Source organism: Phenylobacterium sp. (assembly GCF_036821595.1).
GTDB lineage: Bacteria > Pseudomonadota > Alphaproteobacteria > Caulobacterales > Caulobacteraceae > Phenylobacterium.
Window position 1 is genome coordinate 138,912 of sequence record NZ_DAISJG010000004.1, and the last position, 16,038, is coordinate 154,949.

The following is a 16,038-nucleotide window of genomic DNA, read 5'->3' on the forward strand; positions in this document are numbered from 1 at the left end:
TTGTTGTCCCAGGCGTCGCCGTTGTCGCCGCGGCTGTAGAAGTTCTTCCAGACCTGCTCGCGCAGGTCGCGGCGCGCCGAATAGGTGAGGAACGGGTCCACCGACGAGCGGGTGTTGACGATCACGTACTCGCCGGGCCGGTTCTTGCCCTTGGCGGCCGCGGCCATGGCGGCGCGAACGTCCTCGGGCAGGCCGTCGAGGTCGGTCGCCTTGAGGTAGATGTCGCGCTCGGTCTCGTCGTGCAGCAGGTTCTGGCTGAAGGTCGTGAAGAGGCCGGCCAGCTCCTCGTTGATCTGGGCGACGCGGGCCTTGGCGGCGGCGTCGAGCTTGGCGCCGTTGCGCACGAAGGTGTTCCAGCGCAGCACCGTCAGGCGCTTCTGCTCCGGCGTCAGGTTCAGGTGGTCGCGGTGCTCGTGGACCGCGTCGATGCGGCGGAACAGCTTCTCGTTCTGCAGGATGCGGTCGGAGTGGGCGGACAGCTTGGGCTCGATCTCCTTCTCGATGGCCCGCACCTCGGGCGTCGACAGGGTGCCGCCCCAGATCGAATAGACGATCTCGGCCCGCTCCAGGGCCTCGCCCGAGCGCTCCATGGCCGCGAGCGTGTTCTCGAAGGTCGCCGGCGCGGTGGCGTTGGCGATCGCCTCCACGTCGCGCAGCTCGAGCGCCATGCCGGTCTCGAGCGCCGGCTTGAAGTCGGAAACCTTGACCTTGTCGAACGGCGGGACCCCGCCGTAGGGCCCGGTCCACGGGGCCAGCAGCGGGTTGGTCGCCTGCGCCAGGGCGGCGGCGGGAAGCATGGACGAGGCGGCCAGGGCCGAGGAAGCGGCAAGGAACGTGCGCCGGCGCATGAGGTCTCCAGGCAAAAATGCGAAAAGCTGCGGGACCTTAGGCACGTCCGCCCCTGAACGTCACATGACAGGGCGGTAATGTTACGCCTGCACGGAAATCCCACAGCCCGGCCCCTAGCCGACCTCCGCGACGCCCGCTAACACCAGCGCATGGCCATCGGCGTGTTCGACTCCGGCGTGGGCGGGCTGACCGTCCACCACAAGCTCGTGGAGCGGTTCCCCACCGCCGACTTCGTCTATCTCGCCGACCAGGCGAACGCCCCCTACGGCGGCCGCAGCGGCGAAGAGATCGTGGCGCTCACCCGGGCCGGCTGCGAGCGGCTGTTCGACGAGGGCTGCAACCTCGTGGTGCTGGCCTGCAACACCGCCGCCAGCGTGGCGCTGCGCCGCCTGCAGCAGACCTGGCTGCCGGGCTACCGGAAGCAGATCGGCCGGCCGGTGAACGTGCTGGGCATCGTCGTGCCGACCATCGAGGCGGCCACCGGCCTGCCCTGGGAGCACGAGGCCGAGCGGCGCGGCGAGAAGGTGGAGAAGCTCGACATCGTCGGCGTCTTCTCGACCCCGGCCACGACGGCCAGCCGGGTCTACGAGATCGAGGTCGACAAGCGCCGGCAGGACGTCGCCGTCTTCTCCGAGCCCTGTCCCGAGCTCGCCCGGATGATCGAGCAGGGCGCCGGACGCGACGAGCTGAAGGCGGTCATCGAGCGTCATGTCCAGGCGCTGAAGACCCGCATCGGCCGCTGGCCCGACCGGGCGATCCTCGGCTGCACCCACTACGAGATCGTCGCCGACCTGTTCCGCGAGGCCCTGCCGCCCGGCACGCCGCTGATCCACCAGCCGGACGCCACGGCCGACGCCCTCGCCCGCTACTTCGAGCGGCACCCGGAGATCGACCCCGGCCACGGCGCCGTTCGTCGCTTCCTGACGACCGGCCAGCCCGGCGCCCAGCACAGCCTGGTTGAGACTTTCTGGGGAGGCCCCCTAAGCTTCGAGCAGGCTTGAGGGAGGGCTCTTCCATGAGGATCGCGCTGGCGGCTCTGGCCGCCCTGTCGCTCGCCGGCGCCGCCCGCGCCGAGGTCGTCGGACGGTCCGGCGGCGGGTTCAAGGTCCGCAACGTGGCGGAGGTCCCGGTCCGCGCCGACCGCGCCTATGCGGCGCTGGGGGAGGTCGGACGCTGGTGGAGCAGCGGCCACACCTATTCCGGCTCGGCCGTGAACCTCACCCTGCCGCTGCAGCCAGGCGCCTGCTTCTGCGAGACCCTGCCGGGCGGCGGAGTGGCGCACGGGCGGGTCGTGCTGGCCTGGCCGGCGCAGGGGATGCTCAGGATCGAGACGGCGCTCGGCCCGCTTCAGGAGGAGGGGGTCTCCGGCGCCTTGACCTTCGTGATCCGGGCCAAGGGCCGGGGCGTCGAGGTCGTCCAGACCTATGCGGTGGGCGGCGGCCGACCGGATCTCGCGGAGGCGCTCGCGGCTCCCGTGGACCAGGTCCTGCGCGAGCAGCTGCAGCGCTATGCCCGCTACCTGGAGACCGGCCGGCCAGAGTAGCGGCCGACGGGATCCGGGAGGGGCGGCAAGGGGGGAGGAGCGCCCCTCCCGGACCGCTGAAGGCCTCGGTCGGGGCCACCTTCAGCGCGTCGCTGGAGCGATCGTGGGCCACATCTAGGTGGCGGGGCGCCCACAGGCAAATCGATTGCTTTTGGAAATGAAATAGAGACTATCTATCGGCTTCCGGAGGACGCCGATGCTGCCGACCCTGCGCCAGCTGCAGTACCTGAAGCTGCTCGCCGAGAACGGCAGCTTCGGCCGCGCCGCCGAGGCCGCCCACGTGACCCAGCCGACCCTGTCGGCCGGCATCCAGGAGCTGGAGCGGACGCTCGGCGCCAACGTCGTGGACCGCGCCCGCTCCGGCGTGATCCTGACCGCGGTCGGCGAGGAGGCGCTGCGCCGGGCCACGGTGATCCTCAACGAGGCGGAGGAGCTGGTCGAGGCCGCCAAGAACGCCGGCCAGCCGCTCACCGGACGCTTCCGCCTCGGCGTGATCCCGACCATCGCCCCCTTCCTGCTGCCCAAGGCCCTGCCGGCGCTGCGCGAACGGTTCCCCAGGCTGCGGCTGTTCCTGCGCGAGGACCTGACCCACCGGCTGATCGCCTCGCTGAAGGCGGGCCAGCTCGACGCCGCGCTGATCGCCCTGCCCTACGACATGGGCGGGCTGCAGTGGGCCCACGTGGCCGACGACACCCTGCTGGCGGCCGTTCCGGCCAGCCATCCGCTGGCCCGGCAGACGTCGGTCACCCCCGAGGCGCTGGAGCACGAGGGGCTGATCCTCCTGGAGGACGGCCACTGCCTGCGCGAGCACGCGCTGTCCGCCTGCCACCTGAAGCCGCCCAAGGCGACCGGCGACGAGGAGACCTTCGCCGCCACCTCCCTGCCGACCCTGGTGCAGATGGTGGGGTCGGGCCTCGGAGTCACCTTCCTGCCGAAGATGGCGGTGACCGCGGGCCTCGCCGAAGCCGCGCCCGTGGCCGTCCGGCCGATCGACGCGGAACACCCCAGCCGCGAGATCGTCATCGCCTGGCGGGCCGGCTCAAACCGCGCCGTGGAGGGCCGGCTGCTGGCCGAGGTGCTGCGCGAAGTCTAGGCGCCGCGCCTGGCGGACGAGAAAAATCCAGCAGTATCAGCGTTCTATTAACTGCGCCGGGCGCAGGGTTCCGTGGGGGGAGCCGTGTGGCCAGAGCCATGAACCATCATGAAGCCGCCATCGCGGGCGCCGGGCTGTTCGTCAGCCGGCTGATCGTCCGCGGGTCCGCGGCGGGGCCCGCCTAGGCCGCCATGGCCAAGAACCCCTATCACGCCCTGGCGGTGTCCCGGGCCCGCGAGTTCCCGAGCCGGGTGGCCTTCGCCGTGGTCATCGGCTCGGGCGCGGCCTACGTCAGCCACAGCCTGTGGCCGGTCCTGTGGTTCGTCCTGCAGGTCGGCAGCCAGCACCTTCACCACCTGGTCGCCGCGCCGCTGCGCCGCGATCCCGAGCAGCCGGTCACGAAGGCCCAGGAGGCCGGCTATCTCGGCACCCAGGTGCTGAACGGGATCGTGTTCGCCAGCATCGCCCCCTTCTGCTGGTTCGCGGGCGGCGAGGCCGGGCGCCTGGCGGCCCTGGTCATCCTGCTGGGCGGGGTGCTGAACCTGGCCGTGCTGGGCAACGCCTCACTGAAGTTCGTGATCACGGGCCTGGCTCCGGTGATCCTCGCCGTGTTCGCCCTGCCGGCCCTGACCTACCTGCTGGAGCCCGGGACCTCGATCGGCGGGATGGCCTTCCTGACCGTGGGGATCGTCCTGTTCGTCGCCCACCTGGCGATCGCCGTGCGCAAGTGGGAGACCAACCAGCACGGCCTGAAGCGGGCACTCAGGGCCTCGAAGGTCGAGCGCCTGCGGGCCGAGCGGGCCAACCGCGCCAAGAGCGAATTCCTCACCGTCATGAGCCACGAGATCCGCACCCCTCTCAACGGCGTGCTGGGGATGGCCCAGGCCATGGCCGCCGGTCCGCTGGAGCCCGCGCAGCGCGACCGCCTGGAGGTGATCCGCCAGTCCGGCGAGGTGCTGCTCACCCTGCTGAACGACCTCCTCGACCTGTCGAAGATCGAGGCCGCCCGCCTGCAGCTCGAGGACGGCCTGGTGGACGTGGCCGAGCTCGCCGCCCAGGCCCAGGCGGCCTTCGCCCCGCTGGCCGAGGCCAAGGGCGTCGGCGTCAAGGTCTGGGTCGCCGACAGCGCCCGCGGCGTGCGGCGCGGCGATCCCATGCGGGTGCGCCAGGTGATCTACAACCTGATGAGCAATGCGGTGAAGTTCACCGAGCAGGGCCGCGTCACCGCCCGCATCACCGCCACCGGCCCGGAGCTGGTGGTCGAGGTGGCCGACACCGGTCCCGGCATCGCGCCGGAGGTCCTCTCCACCCTGTTCGAACGCTTCACCCAGGCCGACGCCTCCAACGCCCGCCGCTACGGCGGCTCGGGCCTGGGCCTCTCCATCGCCCGCGGCCTCACCCGCATCATGGGCGGCGACATCACGGTGCACTCGGCGGTGGGTCACGGCTCGACCTTCACCGCGCGCATGGTGCTGGCGCCGACGGACGAGGTCGCCGCGCCCGCCATCCCGCCGCCGCCCGCCCCGTCCGCTCCGCCGCCTGTCCCGGCCGAAGCGACGGCGGAGGCGCCCGGCGAGGGCCAGCTCCGCATCCTGGCGGCGGAGGACAACGCCACCAACCGGCTGGTGCTGAAGACCCTCCTGGAGCAGGTCGGCCTCTCCGCCGCCTTCGTGGAGAATGGCCGCGAGGCCGTGGACGCCTGGAGCACCGGCCCCTGGGACCTAGTGCTCATGGACATCCAGATGCCAGAGATGGACGGCGTCGAGGCGACGCGGGAGATCCGCCGCCGTGAAGCGGCGCAGGGCCGGCCGCGCACTCCCATCGTGGCGCTGACCGCCAACGCCATGGCCCATCAGGTGGCCGAGTACACCGCCGCCGGGATGGACGCGCTCTCGCCCAAGCCGATCCAGCTTCCCCAGCTGATCGCCACCATCCAGCAGGTGCTGGCGGACGTCGAAGGCGACGACGCGGCGGCCGTCGCCTAGCCGTCAGTCCATCAGCTTCTGGGCCAGGTAGACGTAATGCCGGGCCCAGCGGCGGGCGTTGAGCTCGGGATCGGCGTCGTTGGCGTGTCCGCCGAAGGTCTGCTCGTAGTAGAGATAGGGGACACCCATCTCCTCCAGCCGCGCGGCGAACTTCCGCGCATGGCCCGGATGCACCCGGTCGTCGCGCGTGTTCGTCGTGATGTAGGCCTCGGGGTAGCGCACGCCCGGCTTCAGGTTCTGGTAGCCGGAGTATTTCGCGATGAACGCCCGGTCCTCGACCACGTCGGGATTGCCGTACTCGCCCACCCACGACGCGCCGGCCGAGAGCTTGTGGTAGCGCAGCATGTCGATCAGCGGGCTCTCCACCACCACCGCGTTCCACAGCTCCGGATGCTGGGTCATGGAGACGGTGGTCAGCACGCCGCCGTTCGAGCGGCCGTAGATGCCCAGGCGCCGCGCCGAAGTGATCTTGCGGGCGAAGAGGTCCCGGGCGACGGCCGCGAAGTCGTCGAAGGCGAGCTGGCGCTTCTCGCGCAGCACGGACTGGTGCCAGGCCGGTCCGAACTCGCCGCCCCCGCGGATGTTGGCGATCACGTAGGCGCCGCCCCGCTCCATCCAGAGCTTGCCGGCCTCGGGCATGTAGATCGGCGGCTTGGCGACCTCGAAGCCGCCGTAGCCGTACATCAGGGTGGGGATGGAGCCGTCGAGCTTCGCCGCCTTCGGCCGCACCACGAAGTAGGGGATCTTGGTCCCGTCCGAGGACGTCGCCCAGAACTGCTCGACCAGATGGGTGGCGGCGTCGAAGCGGGCCGGCAGGGCCTTCACCTGGTCCGCCGTCCCGGCCGCGCCGTCCGCGAGCCAGAGGCTGTTGGGCGTCAGGAAGCTCTCCACGTTGACGAACAGCCGGTCGTCCTTCCCCGAGGTGTCCACGAGGGTGATGTTGGCGTCCGCCGGCAGCGGCAGGCGCTTGGAGCTCCAGCGGCCGCCGGCGTAGTCCCACACGTCCACCGCGCCCTTCACGTCCTCCAGCAGCGCCACCACCAGCCTGCCGTCGGTGGCGGCGACCTGCTGGATCGCCTGCCGCGGGCCGGGCTGGAAGATCAGCTGCGGCTTCGCCGTCCCGGCCTTCAGGGCCGCAAGGTCGTAGGCGATCAGGGCGCCCGGCTGGAATCCGCCCCAGGCCGCCTGCAGGGTGAAGATCACCTGGCCGTCCACATAGTCCTGCTGCTGGGCGAGCTTCGGCAGGGCGATGGGCTTCAGGCCCTGGTCGGTCAGCAGGCTGTATTCGCTCTCGTAGAAGGAGAGGCCGCGCTGGACGATGACGCCGTCGGTCCGCCCGCCCTCGCCCCGCAAGACGATGGGCTGAGCCCAGACGTCGCTCTTCTGGCCGCGGAAGACCTCCTTGGTCTCGCCCGAGCGCGAGACCGTCTTCAGGACCATCGGATAGCCGGACTCGGTAAGCTCGCCCGGCGTCCACTCGCGTCCGACGATCAGGGTCTGCGGGTCCAGCCACTCGACGTACTGCTTGCCCTCCGGGAAGCGGAAGCCGTCGGCGGCGAAGGCCTTCGTCCGGGTGTCGAACTCGCGGATCTCCACGGCGTCGCCGCCACCGTCGGAGAGGCGCACCAGGCAGGTGGTTTCCGCGGGCTTCAGGCAGACCGCGCCCTTGTAGAACCAGCGCCTGCCCTCGGCCTTGGCCAGGGCGTCGACGTCCAGCACCGTGTCCCAGGCCGGGTTCGCCGCGCGGTAGCTCTCGACGCTCGTGCGCCGCCACAGGCCGTGCGGGTGGGCGTCGTCCTGCCACAGGTTGTCGATCCCGCCGGCGCGGAAGCGCGGCGTCGGGATGCGGTCCTTGGCCGTGAAGATTGCCCGGGCCTCGGCCAGGAAGGTCTCGAACCTCGGGTCCTTCTCCAGGCGAGCGGCCGACCTGGCGTTCTGGCCCTCGACCCACTGCATGGCCCGGGCGCCATCGACGTCCTCCAGCCAGATGTACGGGTCGTTGTCGGGAGCCGGAGCCGGCGTCTGGGCGGTGGCGGGCAGGGCGACGGCGAACGCGAGGAGCGCGGCGGCGAGGGATTTCATGCCGGCTTTTCTAGCCAGCCCGGAACGGCCCTGTCTCCCCCGACGTGCGCGGAAGGCCGTTCTCGCCTATATGTCGCCGCCCATGAGCCGTCCGTTCCTCAAGATGAACGGGCTCGGCAACGACTTCGTCGTGGTCGAGGCCCGCTCCGCCCCCTTCGCGCCCTCGGCGGCGGAGGTGCGCGCGATCGCCGATCGCGAGCGCGGGGTCGGCTGCGACCAGCTGATCCTGATCGAGCCGCCGGGGGCCGACCAGCCTGGCGTCGACGCCCGGGTGCGCTTCTGGAACGCCGACGGCGAGGAGGTGTCGGCCTGCGGCAACGGCACGCGCTGCGTCGGCTGGCTGCTGATGCAGTCGAGCGGCAGGGACGAAGCGGTCATCGAGACCAGGGCCGGCCGGCTGGTGGCCACGCGGGCCGGCGAGCGGCTGGTCAGCGTCGATATGGGCGAGCCCCGCCTGGCCTGGAACGAGATCCCGCTGGCCTCGGAACAGGACACCCGAGAACTCGGCGTCGTGCTCTATGAGGACGCCTCGCTGATGGCCCCGCCCGGCTGCGTCTCCATGGGCAATCCGCACGTGGTGTTCTTCGTGCCCGAGGTGGATGCGGTCCCGATCCGCAAGGCGGGGCCCGCCATCGAGCGGCATCCGCTGTTCCCCGAGCAGGTCAACGTCGGCTTCGCCGAGATCAGGGGCCGCGACCGCATCCGGCTGCGGGTCTGGGAGCGGGGGGCGGGCCTGACTAGGGCCTGCGGCACCGGCGCCTGCGCGGCGCTCGTGGCGGCCGCCCGCCGCGACCTCACCGACCGCGCCGCCACCCTCGAGCTGGACGGCGGAGAGCTGTTCATCGAGTGGCGCGACGACGGCCACGTGATCATGACCGGCCCCGCCGCCGTGGACTTCGTGGGAGAGCTGCCGTGAGCGGCAGGGTGCTCGACCTTTCCCCGATTGCGCAGGCGCAGGGACCGGACGCCGGCGACGTCGACATCGTCACCTTCGGGTGCCGGCTGAACGCCTACGAGAGCGAGGTCATCCGCCGGCGCGCCGCCGAGGACGGGCTGACCGACGCGGTCGTGTTCAACACCTGCGCCGTCACCGGCGAGGCCGTCCGCCAGGCCCGGCAGGCGATCCGCAAGGCCCGCCGCGAGCGACCCGGCGCCAGGCTGATCGTCACCGGCTGCGCGGCCCAGATCGACCCCGCCGCCTTCGCCGGCATGGCCGAGGTGGACCTGGTGCTCGGCAACGCCGAGAAGGCCCAGGCCGGCGCCTACGCGCCCCAGGACCTGTCGGAGGGCGCCGAACCGATGCGGGTGCGGGTCAACGACATCATGAGCGTGCGCGAGACCGCCGGCCATCTGATCGACGGGCTGAAGGACCGCGCGCGGGCCTATGTCGAGGTGCAGAACGGCTGCGATCACCGCTGCACCTTCTGCGTCATCCCCTACGGCCGCGGGAATTCCCGCTCGGCCGCCGCCGGCGAGGTCGTCGAGCAGGTGCGCCGGCTCGCCGCCCAGGGCTACCGCGAGGTGGTGCTGACGGGGGTGGACATCACGAGCTGGGGCGCCGACCTGCCGGGCCAGCCGACGCTCGGCCAGCTGGTGGCGCGGATCCTCAGGCTGGTTCCCGAGCTGCCCAGGCTGCGGCTCTCCTCCATCGACGCCGCCGAGATCGACCCCGACCTGCTGCGCTGCCTAGCCGAGGAGCCGCGGCTGATGCCCTACCTGCACCTCTCCCTGCAGGCGGGCGACGACATGATCCTGAAGCGCATGAAGCGCCGGCACAGCCGCGCCGATGCGCTGAAGCTGGTGGCCGAGGTCCGCGCCGTGCGGCCGGACACCGCCTTCGGCGCCGACCTGATCGCGGGCTTTCCGACCGAGACGGACGAGATGTTCGAGAACACCCTGCGGCTGGTGGAGGAGGCGGAGCTTTCCTTCCTGCACGTCTTCCCGTTCAGCCCCAGGCCCGGCACGCCGGCCGCGCGGATGCCGCAGCTTGCCCGCCCGGTGGTGAAGGCGCGCGCCGCCCGGCTGCGCGCCGCCGGCGAGGCCGCGCTGGTCCGCCACCTGGGCCGCCAGGTGGGCCGGACCCTGTCGGGGCTCGTGGAGCGGCCGGGCGTGGCCCGCGCCGAGGACTTCACCGAGATCGCCTTCACCGGCGAGGCGCCCGTGGGCGGCGTCGTGCCCCTGGAGGTCACCGGACACGACGGCAAGCGGGCCCTGGCTCGCCTGCCCATGCTGGAGGCGGCGGAATGAGCTGGTCGGGCGGGTGCCAGTGCGGGGCGGTGCGCTACCGCATCGCGGGCGAGCTCGGCCGGGCCAGCATCTGCCACTGCCGGATGTGCCAGAAGGCGCTGGGCGGCCCGTTCGGCGCCTTCGTCTCGGCGCGGGCGGACGACGTCACCTGGACCCGGGGCGAACGGGGCCGGTTCGCCAGCTCGAACATGGTCCACCGCGGCTTCTGCGGCGACTGCGGCACGCCGCTGACCTTCGAGTGGTCCGGGGACATCATCGACTTCGCCATCTACACCCTCGATCGGGCAGGCGAGGTCGTCCCCACCGTGCAGCTGGAGGCGCACAACGCCGCCGACTGGGTGCGCCATGTGGGCGACCTGCCGGTGCGCGAGGCGGCGAGCGAGCCGCATCTCGCGGCCTACTATTCCAGGGTGGTCTCCAACCAGCACCCGGATCACGACACCTAGGCGCGCTCGTCCTCCGGCGGTCCCCGACCGGGAAAGCCCGGCAGGCTCCAGTTGAACACGATGGCGGCGGCGCGCAGGCCGAAGGCGGCGGCGAAACCGGCGAGGCCCGCCGCCATCACCGGGACGTCCATCCAGCGCAGGAGGACGAAGCCGATTGCGCCGGCCAGCGCGGCGGTGACGTAGAGCTCCCGCCGCAGCAGCACCGAGGGCTCGTCGGCCAGGACATCGCGCAGCACGCCGCCGAAGGTGGCGGTGAGCACGCCCATCACCACCGAGGAGAACGGCGGCACGCCGAGCGACAGGGCCTTGAGCGCGCCGACCACCGAGTAGGCGGCCATGCCCACGGCGTCGAGCCAGAGCAGCGAGACCTCGCGCCGGCGGCCCCAGCCGAACGACCAGACCGCCGCGGCGGCGGCCAGGCAGACCAGGATGTAGCCCGGCCGTCCCACCCAGAACACCGGCGCGCCGATCAGCAGGTCGCGCAGGGTCCCGCCGCCGACGCCGGTGATGGCGGCGAAGAAGCCGAAGGTGACGATGTCGTGCTTGCGCCGCGCCGCGGCCAGCGCGCCTGACGCGCCGAACACCGCCACGGCGGCGTAGTCGAGGATCACGAGCGTGGCGGCGAGCCCGTCCATGCCTCCCTTCTGCGGTCGCAGGTGACGGGGCGCAAGCCTGCGGCTAGAAGGCGGCCCCATGGCAGAACCCAAACGCGGCTGGTTCCAGCGGCTCACCGACGGCCTCTCACGCTCGTCCAAGCAGATGGGCGAGCAGATCACCCAGGCCTTCGTCCAGCGCGCCCCGCTCGACCAGGCCAAGCTGGACGAGCTGGAGGAGATGCTGATCGAGGCGGACCTCGGTCCGCACTCGGCCGCGCGCATCACCCAGCGGTTCGCCGACGAGAAGTTCGGCAAGACCGTCTCCGAGGAGGAGATCAAGGAGGCGCTGGCGCAGGCGATCGGCGACGAGCTGGCCACGCGCCAGGGCGAGTTCGACCCGCTGTCCGGCCCCCGGCCCTACATCGTCCTGTTCATCGGGGTGAACGGCTCGGGCAAGACCACGACGCTTGGCAAGATCGCCGCCGACCTGACGGCCCGCGGCGCCAAGGTGCTGATCGTGGCCGGGGACACCTTCCGCGCCGCCGCCGTCGAGCAGCTCGGCGTGTGGGCCGACCGGGCGAAGGCCGACTTCCTGTCGCGGCCCACCGGCTCCGACGCCGCCGGCCTGGCCTACGACGCCGTCGAGAAGGCCCGCGTCGAGGGCTACGACGTGGTGCTGATCGACACCGCCGGTCGGCTCCAGAACAAGCAGGGCCTGATGGACGAGCTCCTGAAGATCATCCGTGTGGTCAAGAAGGTCGATCCCGACGCCCCGCACGAGACCCTGCTGGTGCTCGACGCCACGGTGGGCCGCAATGCGCTGGCCCAGGAGAACATCTTCGGCAACCAGATCGGCGTCTCCGGCATCGTCATGACCAAGCTGGACGGCACCGCCCGCGGCGGCGTGCTGGTGCCGGTGGCCCAGGCGTCCGACAGCCCGATCAAGCTGGTCGGCGTGGGCGAGGGGATCGACGACCTGCAGCCGTTCAACGCCCGGGCCTTCGCCCGCTCCCTGGTCGGTCTCGCGGAGCCGGTCCGATGAGCGCCGAGTCCCGCCGTCACTGGGTCCGCTGGTTCGTCGACTATTCGGCGCTGGCGATCTTCCTCGTCGCCTTCTTCCTCACCGGGCGCGACCTGACCAAGGCCACCTGGGCGCTGGTGGCCGGCTCGGCCCTGGCCCTGGTCGTGGGGATCGCCGTGGAGCGCCGGGTGGCGCCGTTCCCGGCCATCGCCGGCGGGGCCGCCCTCGTGTTCGGCGGCCTGACGCTGGTCTTCGACGACCCGCGCTTCCTGAAGATCAAGCCGACGGTGATGAACGGGATCTTCGGCCTCGCCCTGCTGAGCGGGATCGCCCTGCGCAAGAACCCGCTGAAGCTGATCCTCGGCGACAGCCTGCGGATGCCCGACGAGATCTGGCGGCGGCTGACGATCCGCTACGCCCTGATGTTCCTGGCCCTGGCCGGGCTCAACGAAGCGGTCTGGCGCACGCAGTCCGATTCGGTGTGGGTGCTGTTCCGCTTTCCGGGCCTGTCGATCCTGATGGTGCTCTTCACCTTCAGCCAGCTGCCGCTGCTGATGCGGTACATGAAGGCCGAGGACCTGCCGCCGCCGCCCACCGAATAGAGAATACCTCGGTCCGGCATAATTTATGTCGTAAAGCCGACATAGTTTCTCGTATAACGCCGTTACTCTGTGTGTGGGGCGTCTACGGAAAATCATGGCCAGGACAAAGTCAGTCACGAAGGGTGTCGCGGCTCTCGACCGCTCGCCGAGCCACCTTCTTCACCGGGCGCAGCAGGTAGCGCTGGACATCTACGCCGAGGTGCTCGGCCCGGCGGGCGTGACCCAGCGGCAGTACGCCGTGCTGGAGGCCGCCGCCAGCCACGCGGGCGCGACCCAGACCGACCTCGTCCGGATCACCGGCATCGACCGCTCCACCCTGGCCGACATGGCCGCACGGATGATCCGCAAAGGGCTGCTCGAGCGTGAGCGCTCGGCCTCCGACGCGCGGGCCAACGCCGTGCGCCTCACCGACCTCGGCCGCGAGACCCTCGAGGCCGTGCGGCCGAAGATGGCCGACGCCGACGCCCGGCTGCTGAAGCTCCTGTCCGGGGGCGGACGGCGAACGGCCTTCGTGGGCCTGCTCAGGGATCTGCTGAAGGCGCAGGAGGCCGCGCTCGCCCCGCCGCCCGCGCCGCGCAAGGCCAAGGCCGCGAAGCCGGCGAAGACCGAGCCGGGGAAGAAGAAGAAGGTCCGGAAGGCCGGTTAGGCGCGGGGCGAACCGCCGTCGACGGCGGGGCCCGCGATCAGCGAGGGCCGCAGGTACGGCGAGGCCAGCCGGTCGTAGGGCTTGTCCGGCAGGCTCTTCATGATGGCGTCCAGCATCATCGCCCCGTCCGCGCGGATCGGGGGCGGCTCGCCGAACAGCTCGCGCCAGAGCGCGGCGGCCTCGGCCTGGACCCTTTCGTCCCTGTCGTGGAATTCGTTCGCCATCACGGCGGCCCTAACTCGCGTGGTGCGCGAGCCGTTCCGGATTCAAATAAGGCAATTTCTGGAAGAGCTTAACGGCAGAACGTCGTTCCGCCGTCAGACCCGGATGTCGAGCAGCGAGCCCGGGCGGAGGATTTTGGCAGGCGGTTCGGCGCTGGCCTGGGGCGTCCTCTGGGGACGGGTAGCGGCCGCCGCGGGATCTGCAAGAACGGTCTGGACCGCATTGGGCGCCGGGGCGCGGCCGAAGGCGAGTTCGAAGAAGGCCTTCTGGGCCTCCAGGCGAGCGGCGTCGGGACGCTGGACGTGGGTGGCTGCGGGCGCAGCCGGCATGCCGGAGGGACGGATCGGATTCACCGGGCCGAGACTCGCCGCGACATGGTTAACGGCGCGCTAACCATACCCGCTCAGCGGGCGCGTGCGGCGAGCGCGCGCGCGGCCTCGAGGGTCAGGGGTCCGGTGTGCTTGGCGATGATCACCCCGTCGCGGCCGACCACATAGGTCTCCGGCACGCCGGTGACGCCGAACTCGATGCCGGCGCGGCCATCGCGGTCCACCAGGATCTCGGAGAAAGGGTCGCCCAGCCGGATGAGGAAGGCTTGCGTGTTCTGCGGCGCATCCTTGTAGGCGATCCCCACCAGCCGCACGCGCTCGGCCTTCATCTGCATCAGCACCGGGTGCTCGATCTCGCAGGGGGCGCACCAGGAGGCGAAGAAGTTGACCAGCATCGGCCCTTCGGCGGCGGCCTCGCGAAGCGGCACGGGCTGACCCTCGGCCAGGGTCGGCAGCGTCAGGTTCGGCACGGGCTTGCCGACCATGGCCTCCGGCTGGACCTGCGGGTTGCGGTTGAGCGCATAGAGGCCGAACAGGCCGCCGAGCGCCAGCAGGACGACGAGGGGCGCGAGCGCCAGCCAGCGGTTCACCTGCGGTCCTCCTGCTGGGCGCGGCGCTTCCACTTGCGCGCATGGGCGAGCGCGCCGGCCACCATCCAGGCGAACACCAGGGCGGTGACGGCGAAGGCCGGCCAGACGAAGGCGGCGTAGGGGCTGGCGTCGAGGTCGAGCATGGCGTCCTCAGGCCCGGGCGGCGCGCAGGGCGGCGGCCTCGGCGCGCCGGCGCCAGACCTCGCCGCGGATGCGCACCAGCCACAGCGAGCCGAAGGCCGACATGTAGGCCAGGCTCATCAGGTAGAAGGGGGGTCGGTAGACCGGCGCCAGGCCCCGGCCCTCCCCGGCGAAGGTGGAGGAGCCCTGGTGCAGGGTGTTCCACCACTCCACCGAGAAATAGACCACGGGCAGGTTGATCAGCCCCACCAGCGCCAGGATGGCCGCGGCGCGGCCGGCCTTGGCCTCGTCGTCGAGCGAGGCGCGCAGGGCCATGTAGGCCACATAGAAGAGGAACAGCACGAGCACCGAGGTGAGCCGTGCGTCCCACACCCACCAGGCGCCCCACATCGGCTGGCCCCAGAGCGAGCCGGTGACGAGGGCCAGCAGGGTGAAGGCGGCGCCCAGCGGTGCGGCGGCCTGGGCCGCGGCGTCGGCCAGCACGTGGCGGAACACCAGCGCCAGGAAGCTCGCCGCGCCCAGGCAGGCGTAGACGAACAGGCCGAGTTGGGCCGCGGGGGCGTGGATGAACATGATCCGGACCGTGTCGCCCTGCTGGTAGTCCTCGGGCACGGAGAAGGTCAGCCACAGGCCGGCGGCGCCGAGCGCCACGGCGAGCGCCCCGAACAGCGGGGCGGCCCACCGCGAGAAGGCCATGAACCGCTCAGGATTCGCCAGGAAGGCGGGCGCCGGGATCATGGCCCTCGCTTAGAGCCCGGCGGCCCGCCCTGCAAGCGGGCCTAGACCCCGGCGGGGGGAGCCGGCGGGGCGGGCGGCGCCGGCGGGACCGGCGGAACCGGCGGCGGTGGCATGATCTCGGCCGGGAAGTGGCCGCCCTCCAGCATCGGACCCAGTTCGTGCATGATCTTCATGGCCCGCAGCGGCATCGGGCCGAAATGGCCTGGGCCCATCATCAGCGGCAGCTCGTCGAAGGCCTTCTTCTGCTTCTCGTCGAGCTGGACGTAGAAGCGCCGGGTGGCCTCGATCCGCGCGCGGCCGGCCGCCTCGCGCTCGGCGATCTGCTTCTCCATCTCGGCCAGGCGTTCGGGCGTGGACTTGCGGCCGCTTCCCTCCTCGAAGCTGACCAGGTGGTCGTGCTTCGGCTTCATGGCCTCGAGGTAGGCGGTGAGCGCCGCCTCCTGGTTCGGCCGCAGTTGCAGGATGTTGCGCAGGTGCTCGGCCCGGTCGCCGTCGTGGCCCAGGCGGTGGACCACGACCCGGTGCGCCTTCTGCCGCGCCTGATGCGCGTCGCGCTGCGCCTTGCGGGCCTCCATCTGGGCGACGCGGGCGTCGCGCTCGGCCTTGCGCGCGTCGCGCTGGGCCTGCCGCACCGCCTCGTCGGCGCCGGGCTGGGCCTGGGCCGACACGACGGCCGCGCCGCCGGCCAGGGCGACGGCCAGGGCGGCCGCCAGAGCTGTTCTCGAAACGCGTGACATCCCGTCCTCCGTGATCGTGGTGGGGCAGTCCCCACGCTGAAGCTCACGAGGAAAGTGGGCGAAACGGCGCCACGTCCCGTGAAGCTTTGTTCATGTTCGCCGAACGGGACTTGCCGGCCGCGGCGCGGCCGACGATACGGCGCGGCTTCGAGACAGGAGGTCCGATTGTTC

The 16,038-nt window shown here is 71.6% G+C and carries 18 protein-coding genes and 1 pseudogene; 10 read left to right on the forward strand and 9 right to left on the reverse strand.

What is annotated here, in order from left to right; translation table 11 throughout:
* Positions 1-848, reverse strand: a pseudogene (locus V7Z97_RS04050) (M3 family metallopeptidase); the annotation flags it as partial.
* A gap of 150 nt (positions 849-998) precedes the next feature.
* On the opposite strand from V7Z97_RS04050, the gene V7Z97_RS04055 reads away from it, so the two are divergent.
* The 4 genes from V7Z97_RS04055 to V7Z97_RS04070 all read left to right on the forward strand — a co-directional run bounded on the left by V7Z97_RS04055 (position 999) and on the right by V7Z97_RS04070 (position 5,470).
* Positions 999-1,850: a glutamate racemase gene (locus V7Z97_RS04055; protein ID WP_334161594.1), complete on the forward strand. Its 852-nt coding sequence runs from the start codon at positions 999-1,001 to the stop codon at positions 1,848-1,850.
* 14 nt (positions 1,851-1,864) lie between these two features.
* Positions 1,865-2,392, forward strand: coding sequence for an ATPase (locus tag V7Z97_RS04060; protein ID WP_334161596.1), 528 nt, complete (start codon positions 1,865-1,867; stop codon positions 2,390-2,392).
* 196 nt (positions 2,393-2,588) lie between these two features.
* Complete coding sequence (locus tag V7Z97_RS04065) at positions 2,589-3,485, forward strand: hydrogen peroxide-inducible genes activator (protein ID WP_334161597.1); 897 nt, start codon at positions 2,589-2,591, stop codon at positions 3,483-3,485.
* A gap of 191 nt (positions 3,486-3,676) precedes the next feature.
* Positions 3,677-5,470 carry an ATP-binding protein gene (locus tag V7Z97_RS04070; protein WP_334161599.1) on the forward strand — a complete coding sequence of 598 codons (1,794 nt, stop codon included), beginning with the start codon at positions 3,677-3,679 and terminating at the stop codon, positions 5,468-5,470.
* Between the two features lie 3 nt (positions 5,471-5,473).
* On the opposite strand, the gene V7Z97_RS04075 is transcribed toward V7Z97_RS04070, so the two are convergent.
* Positions 5,474-7,552, reverse strand: coding sequence for a prolyl oligopeptidase family serine peptidase (locus V7Z97_RS04075; RefSeq protein WP_334161600.1), 2,079 nt, complete (start codon positions 7,550-7,552; stop codon positions 5,474-5,476).
* Positions 7,553-7,634: 82 nt separating this feature from the next.
* On the opposite strand from V7Z97_RS04075, the gene dapF reads away from it, so the two are divergent.
* Genes dapF through V7Z97_RS04090 form a run of 3 tightly spaced genes read left to right on the forward strand, consistent with a single transcriptional unit; the run spans position 7,635 to position 10,245 of the window.
* Positions 7,635-8,468, forward strand: coding sequence for a diaminopimelate epimerase (gene dapF / locus V7Z97_RS04080; protein ID WP_334161601.1), 834 nt, complete (start codon positions 7,635-7,637; stop codon positions 8,466-8,468).
* Positions 8,465-9,799: a tRNA (N(6)-L-threonylcarbamoyladenosine(37)-C(2))-methylthiotransferase MtaB gene (gene mtaB / locus V7Z97_RS04085; RefSeq protein WP_334161602.1), complete on the forward strand. Its 1,335-nt coding sequence runs from the start codon at positions 8,465-8,467 to the stop codon at positions 9,797-9,799. The genes dapF and mtaB overlap by 4 nt, the downstream gene beginning before the upstream one ends.
* Positions 9,796-10,245 (forward strand): GFA family protein, encoded by a 450-nt coding sequence (locus tag V7Z97_RS04090; RefSeq protein WP_334161603.1) that lies wholly within the window; start codon positions 9,796-9,798, stop codon positions 10,243-10,245. Before mtaB ends, V7Z97_RS04090 begins: the two co-directional genes overlap by 4 nt.
* Here V7Z97_RS04090 and V7Z97_RS04095 read toward each other — a convergent pair.
* Positions 10,242-10,880 (reverse strand): trimeric intracellular cation channel family protein, encoded by a 639-nt coding sequence (locus V7Z97_RS04095; RefSeq protein ID WP_334161604.1) that lies wholly within the window; start codon positions 10,878-10,880, stop codon positions 10,242-10,244. The genes V7Z97_RS04090 and V7Z97_RS04095 overlap by 4 nt on opposite strands.
* Before the next feature lie 58 nt (positions 10,881-10,938).
* On the opposite strand from V7Z97_RS04095, the gene ftsY reads away from it, so the two are divergent.
* The 3 genes from ftsY (at position 10,939) to V7Z97_RS04110 (ending at position 13,110) form a co-directional block, all read left to right on the forward strand.
* Positions 10,939-11,883, forward strand: coding sequence for a signal recognition particle-docking protein FtsY (ftsY, locus tag V7Z97_RS04100; RefSeq protein WP_334161605.1), 945 nt, complete (start codon positions 10,939-10,941; stop codon positions 11,881-11,883).
* Positions 11,880-12,464: an inner membrane-spanning protein YciB gene (locus V7Z97_RS04105; RefSeq protein ID WP_334161606.1), complete on the forward strand. Its 585-nt coding sequence runs from the start codon at positions 11,880-11,882 to the stop codon at positions 12,462-12,464. The genes ftsY and V7Z97_RS04105 overlap by 4 nt, the downstream gene beginning before the upstream one ends.
* Positions 12,465-12,558: 94 nt before the next feature.
* Positions 12,559-13,110 (forward strand): MarR family winged helix-turn-helix transcriptional regulator, encoded by a 552-nt coding sequence (locus V7Z97_RS04110; protein WP_334161607.1) that lies wholly within the window; start codon positions 12,559-12,561, stop codon positions 13,108-13,110.
* On the opposite strand, the gene V7Z97_RS04115 is transcribed toward V7Z97_RS04110, so the two are convergent.
* The 6 genes from V7Z97_RS04115 to V7Z97_RS04140 form a co-directional block, all read right to left on the reverse strand.
* Positions 13,107-13,334: a hypothetical protein gene (locus V7Z97_RS04115; RefSeq protein ID WP_334161608.1), complete on the reverse strand. Its 228-nt coding sequence runs from the start codon at positions 13,332-13,334 to the stop codon at positions 13,107-13,109. The genes V7Z97_RS04110 and V7Z97_RS04115 overlap by 4 nt on opposite strands.
* A 93-nt stretch (positions 13,335-13,427) precedes the next feature.
* On the reverse strand, positions 13,428-13,685 hold the full coding sequence (locus V7Z97_RS04120; RefSeq protein ID WP_334161609.1) for a hypothetical protein: 258 nt from the start codon (positions 13,683-13,685) through the stop codon (positions 13,428-13,430).
* A gap of 50 nt (positions 13,686-13,735) precedes the next feature.
* Positions 13,736-14,251: a DsbE family thiol:disulfide interchange protein gene (locus tag V7Z97_RS04125; protein WP_334161610.1), complete on the reverse strand. Its 516-nt coding sequence runs from the start codon at positions 14,249-14,251 to the stop codon at positions 13,736-13,738.
* The gene (gene ccmD, locus V7Z97_RS04130) at positions 14,248-14,394 is read right to left on the reverse strand and encodes a heme exporter protein CcmD (protein WP_334161611.1); all 147 of its coding nucleotides are present in this window, start codon (positions 14,392-14,394) and stop codon (positions 14,248-14,250) included. Before ccmD ends, V7Z97_RS04125 begins: the two co-directional genes overlap by 4 nt.
* Positions 14,395-14,401: 7 nt before the next feature.
* Positions 14,402-15,130: a heme ABC transporter permease CcmC gene (gene ccmC, locus V7Z97_RS04135; RefSeq protein ID WP_334161612.1), complete on the reverse strand. Its 729-nt coding sequence runs from the start codon at positions 15,128-15,130 to the stop codon at positions 14,402-14,404.
* A 41-nt stretch (positions 15,131-15,171) separates the two neighbouring features.
* Positions 15,172-15,867 carry a Spy/CpxP family protein refolding chaperone gene (locus V7Z97_RS04140; protein WP_334161613.1) on the reverse strand — a complete coding sequence of 232 codons (696 nt, stop codon included), beginning with the start codon at positions 15,865-15,867 and terminating at the stop codon, positions 15,172-15,174.
* Between the last annotated feature and the right edge of the window lie 171 nt (positions 15,868-16,038).

Coding starts and splice junctions, on each gene's coding strand:
- V7Z97_RS04055 (WP_334161594.1), top strand. CDS start 999: ATGGCCATCGGCGTGTTCGACTCCGGCGTGGGCGGGCTGACCGTCCAC.
- V7Z97_RS04060 (WP_334161596.1), top strand. CDS start 1,865: ATGAGGATCGCGCTGGCGGCTCTGGCCGCCCTGTCGCTCGCCGGCGCC.
- V7Z97_RS04065 (WP_334161597.1), top strand. CDS start 2,589: ATGCTGCCGACCCTGCGCCAGCTGCAGTACCTGAAGCTGCTCGCCGAG.
- V7Z97_RS04070 (WP_334161599.1), top strand. CDS start 3,677: ATGGCCAAGAACCCCTATCACGCCCTGGCGGTGTCCCGGGCCCGCGAG.
- V7Z97_RS04075 (WP_334161600.1), bottom strand. CDS start 7,552: ATGAAATCCCTCGCCGCCGCGCTCCTCGCGTTCGCCGTCGCCCTGCCC.
- dapF (WP_334161601.1), top strand. CDS start 7,635: ATGAGCCGTCCGTTCCTCAAGATGAACGGGCTCGGCAACGACTTCGTC.
- V7Z97_RS04090 (WP_334161603.1), top strand. CDS start 9,796: ATGAGCTGGTCGGGCGGGTGCCAGTGCGGGGCGGTGCGCTACCGCATC.
- V7Z97_RS04095 (WP_334161604.1), bottom strand. CDS start 10,880: ATGGACGGGCTCGCCGCCACGCTCGTGATCCTCGACTACGCCGCCGTG.
- ftsY (WP_334161605.1), top strand. CDS start 10,939: ATGGCAGAACCCAAACGCGGCTGGTTCCAGCGGCTCACCGACGGCCTC.
- V7Z97_RS04105 (WP_334161606.1), top strand. CDS start 11,880: ATGAGCGCCGAGTCCCGCCGTCACTGGGTCCGCTGGTTCGTCGACTAT.
- V7Z97_RS04110 (WP_334161607.1), top strand. CDS start 12,559: ATGGCCAGGACAAAGTCAGTCACGAAGGGTGTCGCGGCTCTCGACCGC.
- V7Z97_RS04115 (WP_334161608.1), bottom strand. CDS start 13,334: ATGGCGAACGAATTCCACGACAGGGACGAAAGGGTCCAGGCCGAGGCC.
- ccmD (WP_334161611.1), bottom strand. CDS start 14,394: ATGCTCGACCTCGACGCCAGCCCCTACGCCGCCTTCGTCTGGCCGGCC.
- ccmC (WP_334161612.1), bottom strand. CDS start 15,130: ATGATCCCGGCGCCCGCCTTCCTGGCGAATCCTGAGCGGTTCATGGCC.
- V7Z97_RS04140 (WP_334161613.1), bottom strand. CDS start 15,867: ATGTCACGCGTTTCGAGAACAGCTCTGGCGGCCGCCCTGGCCGTCGCC.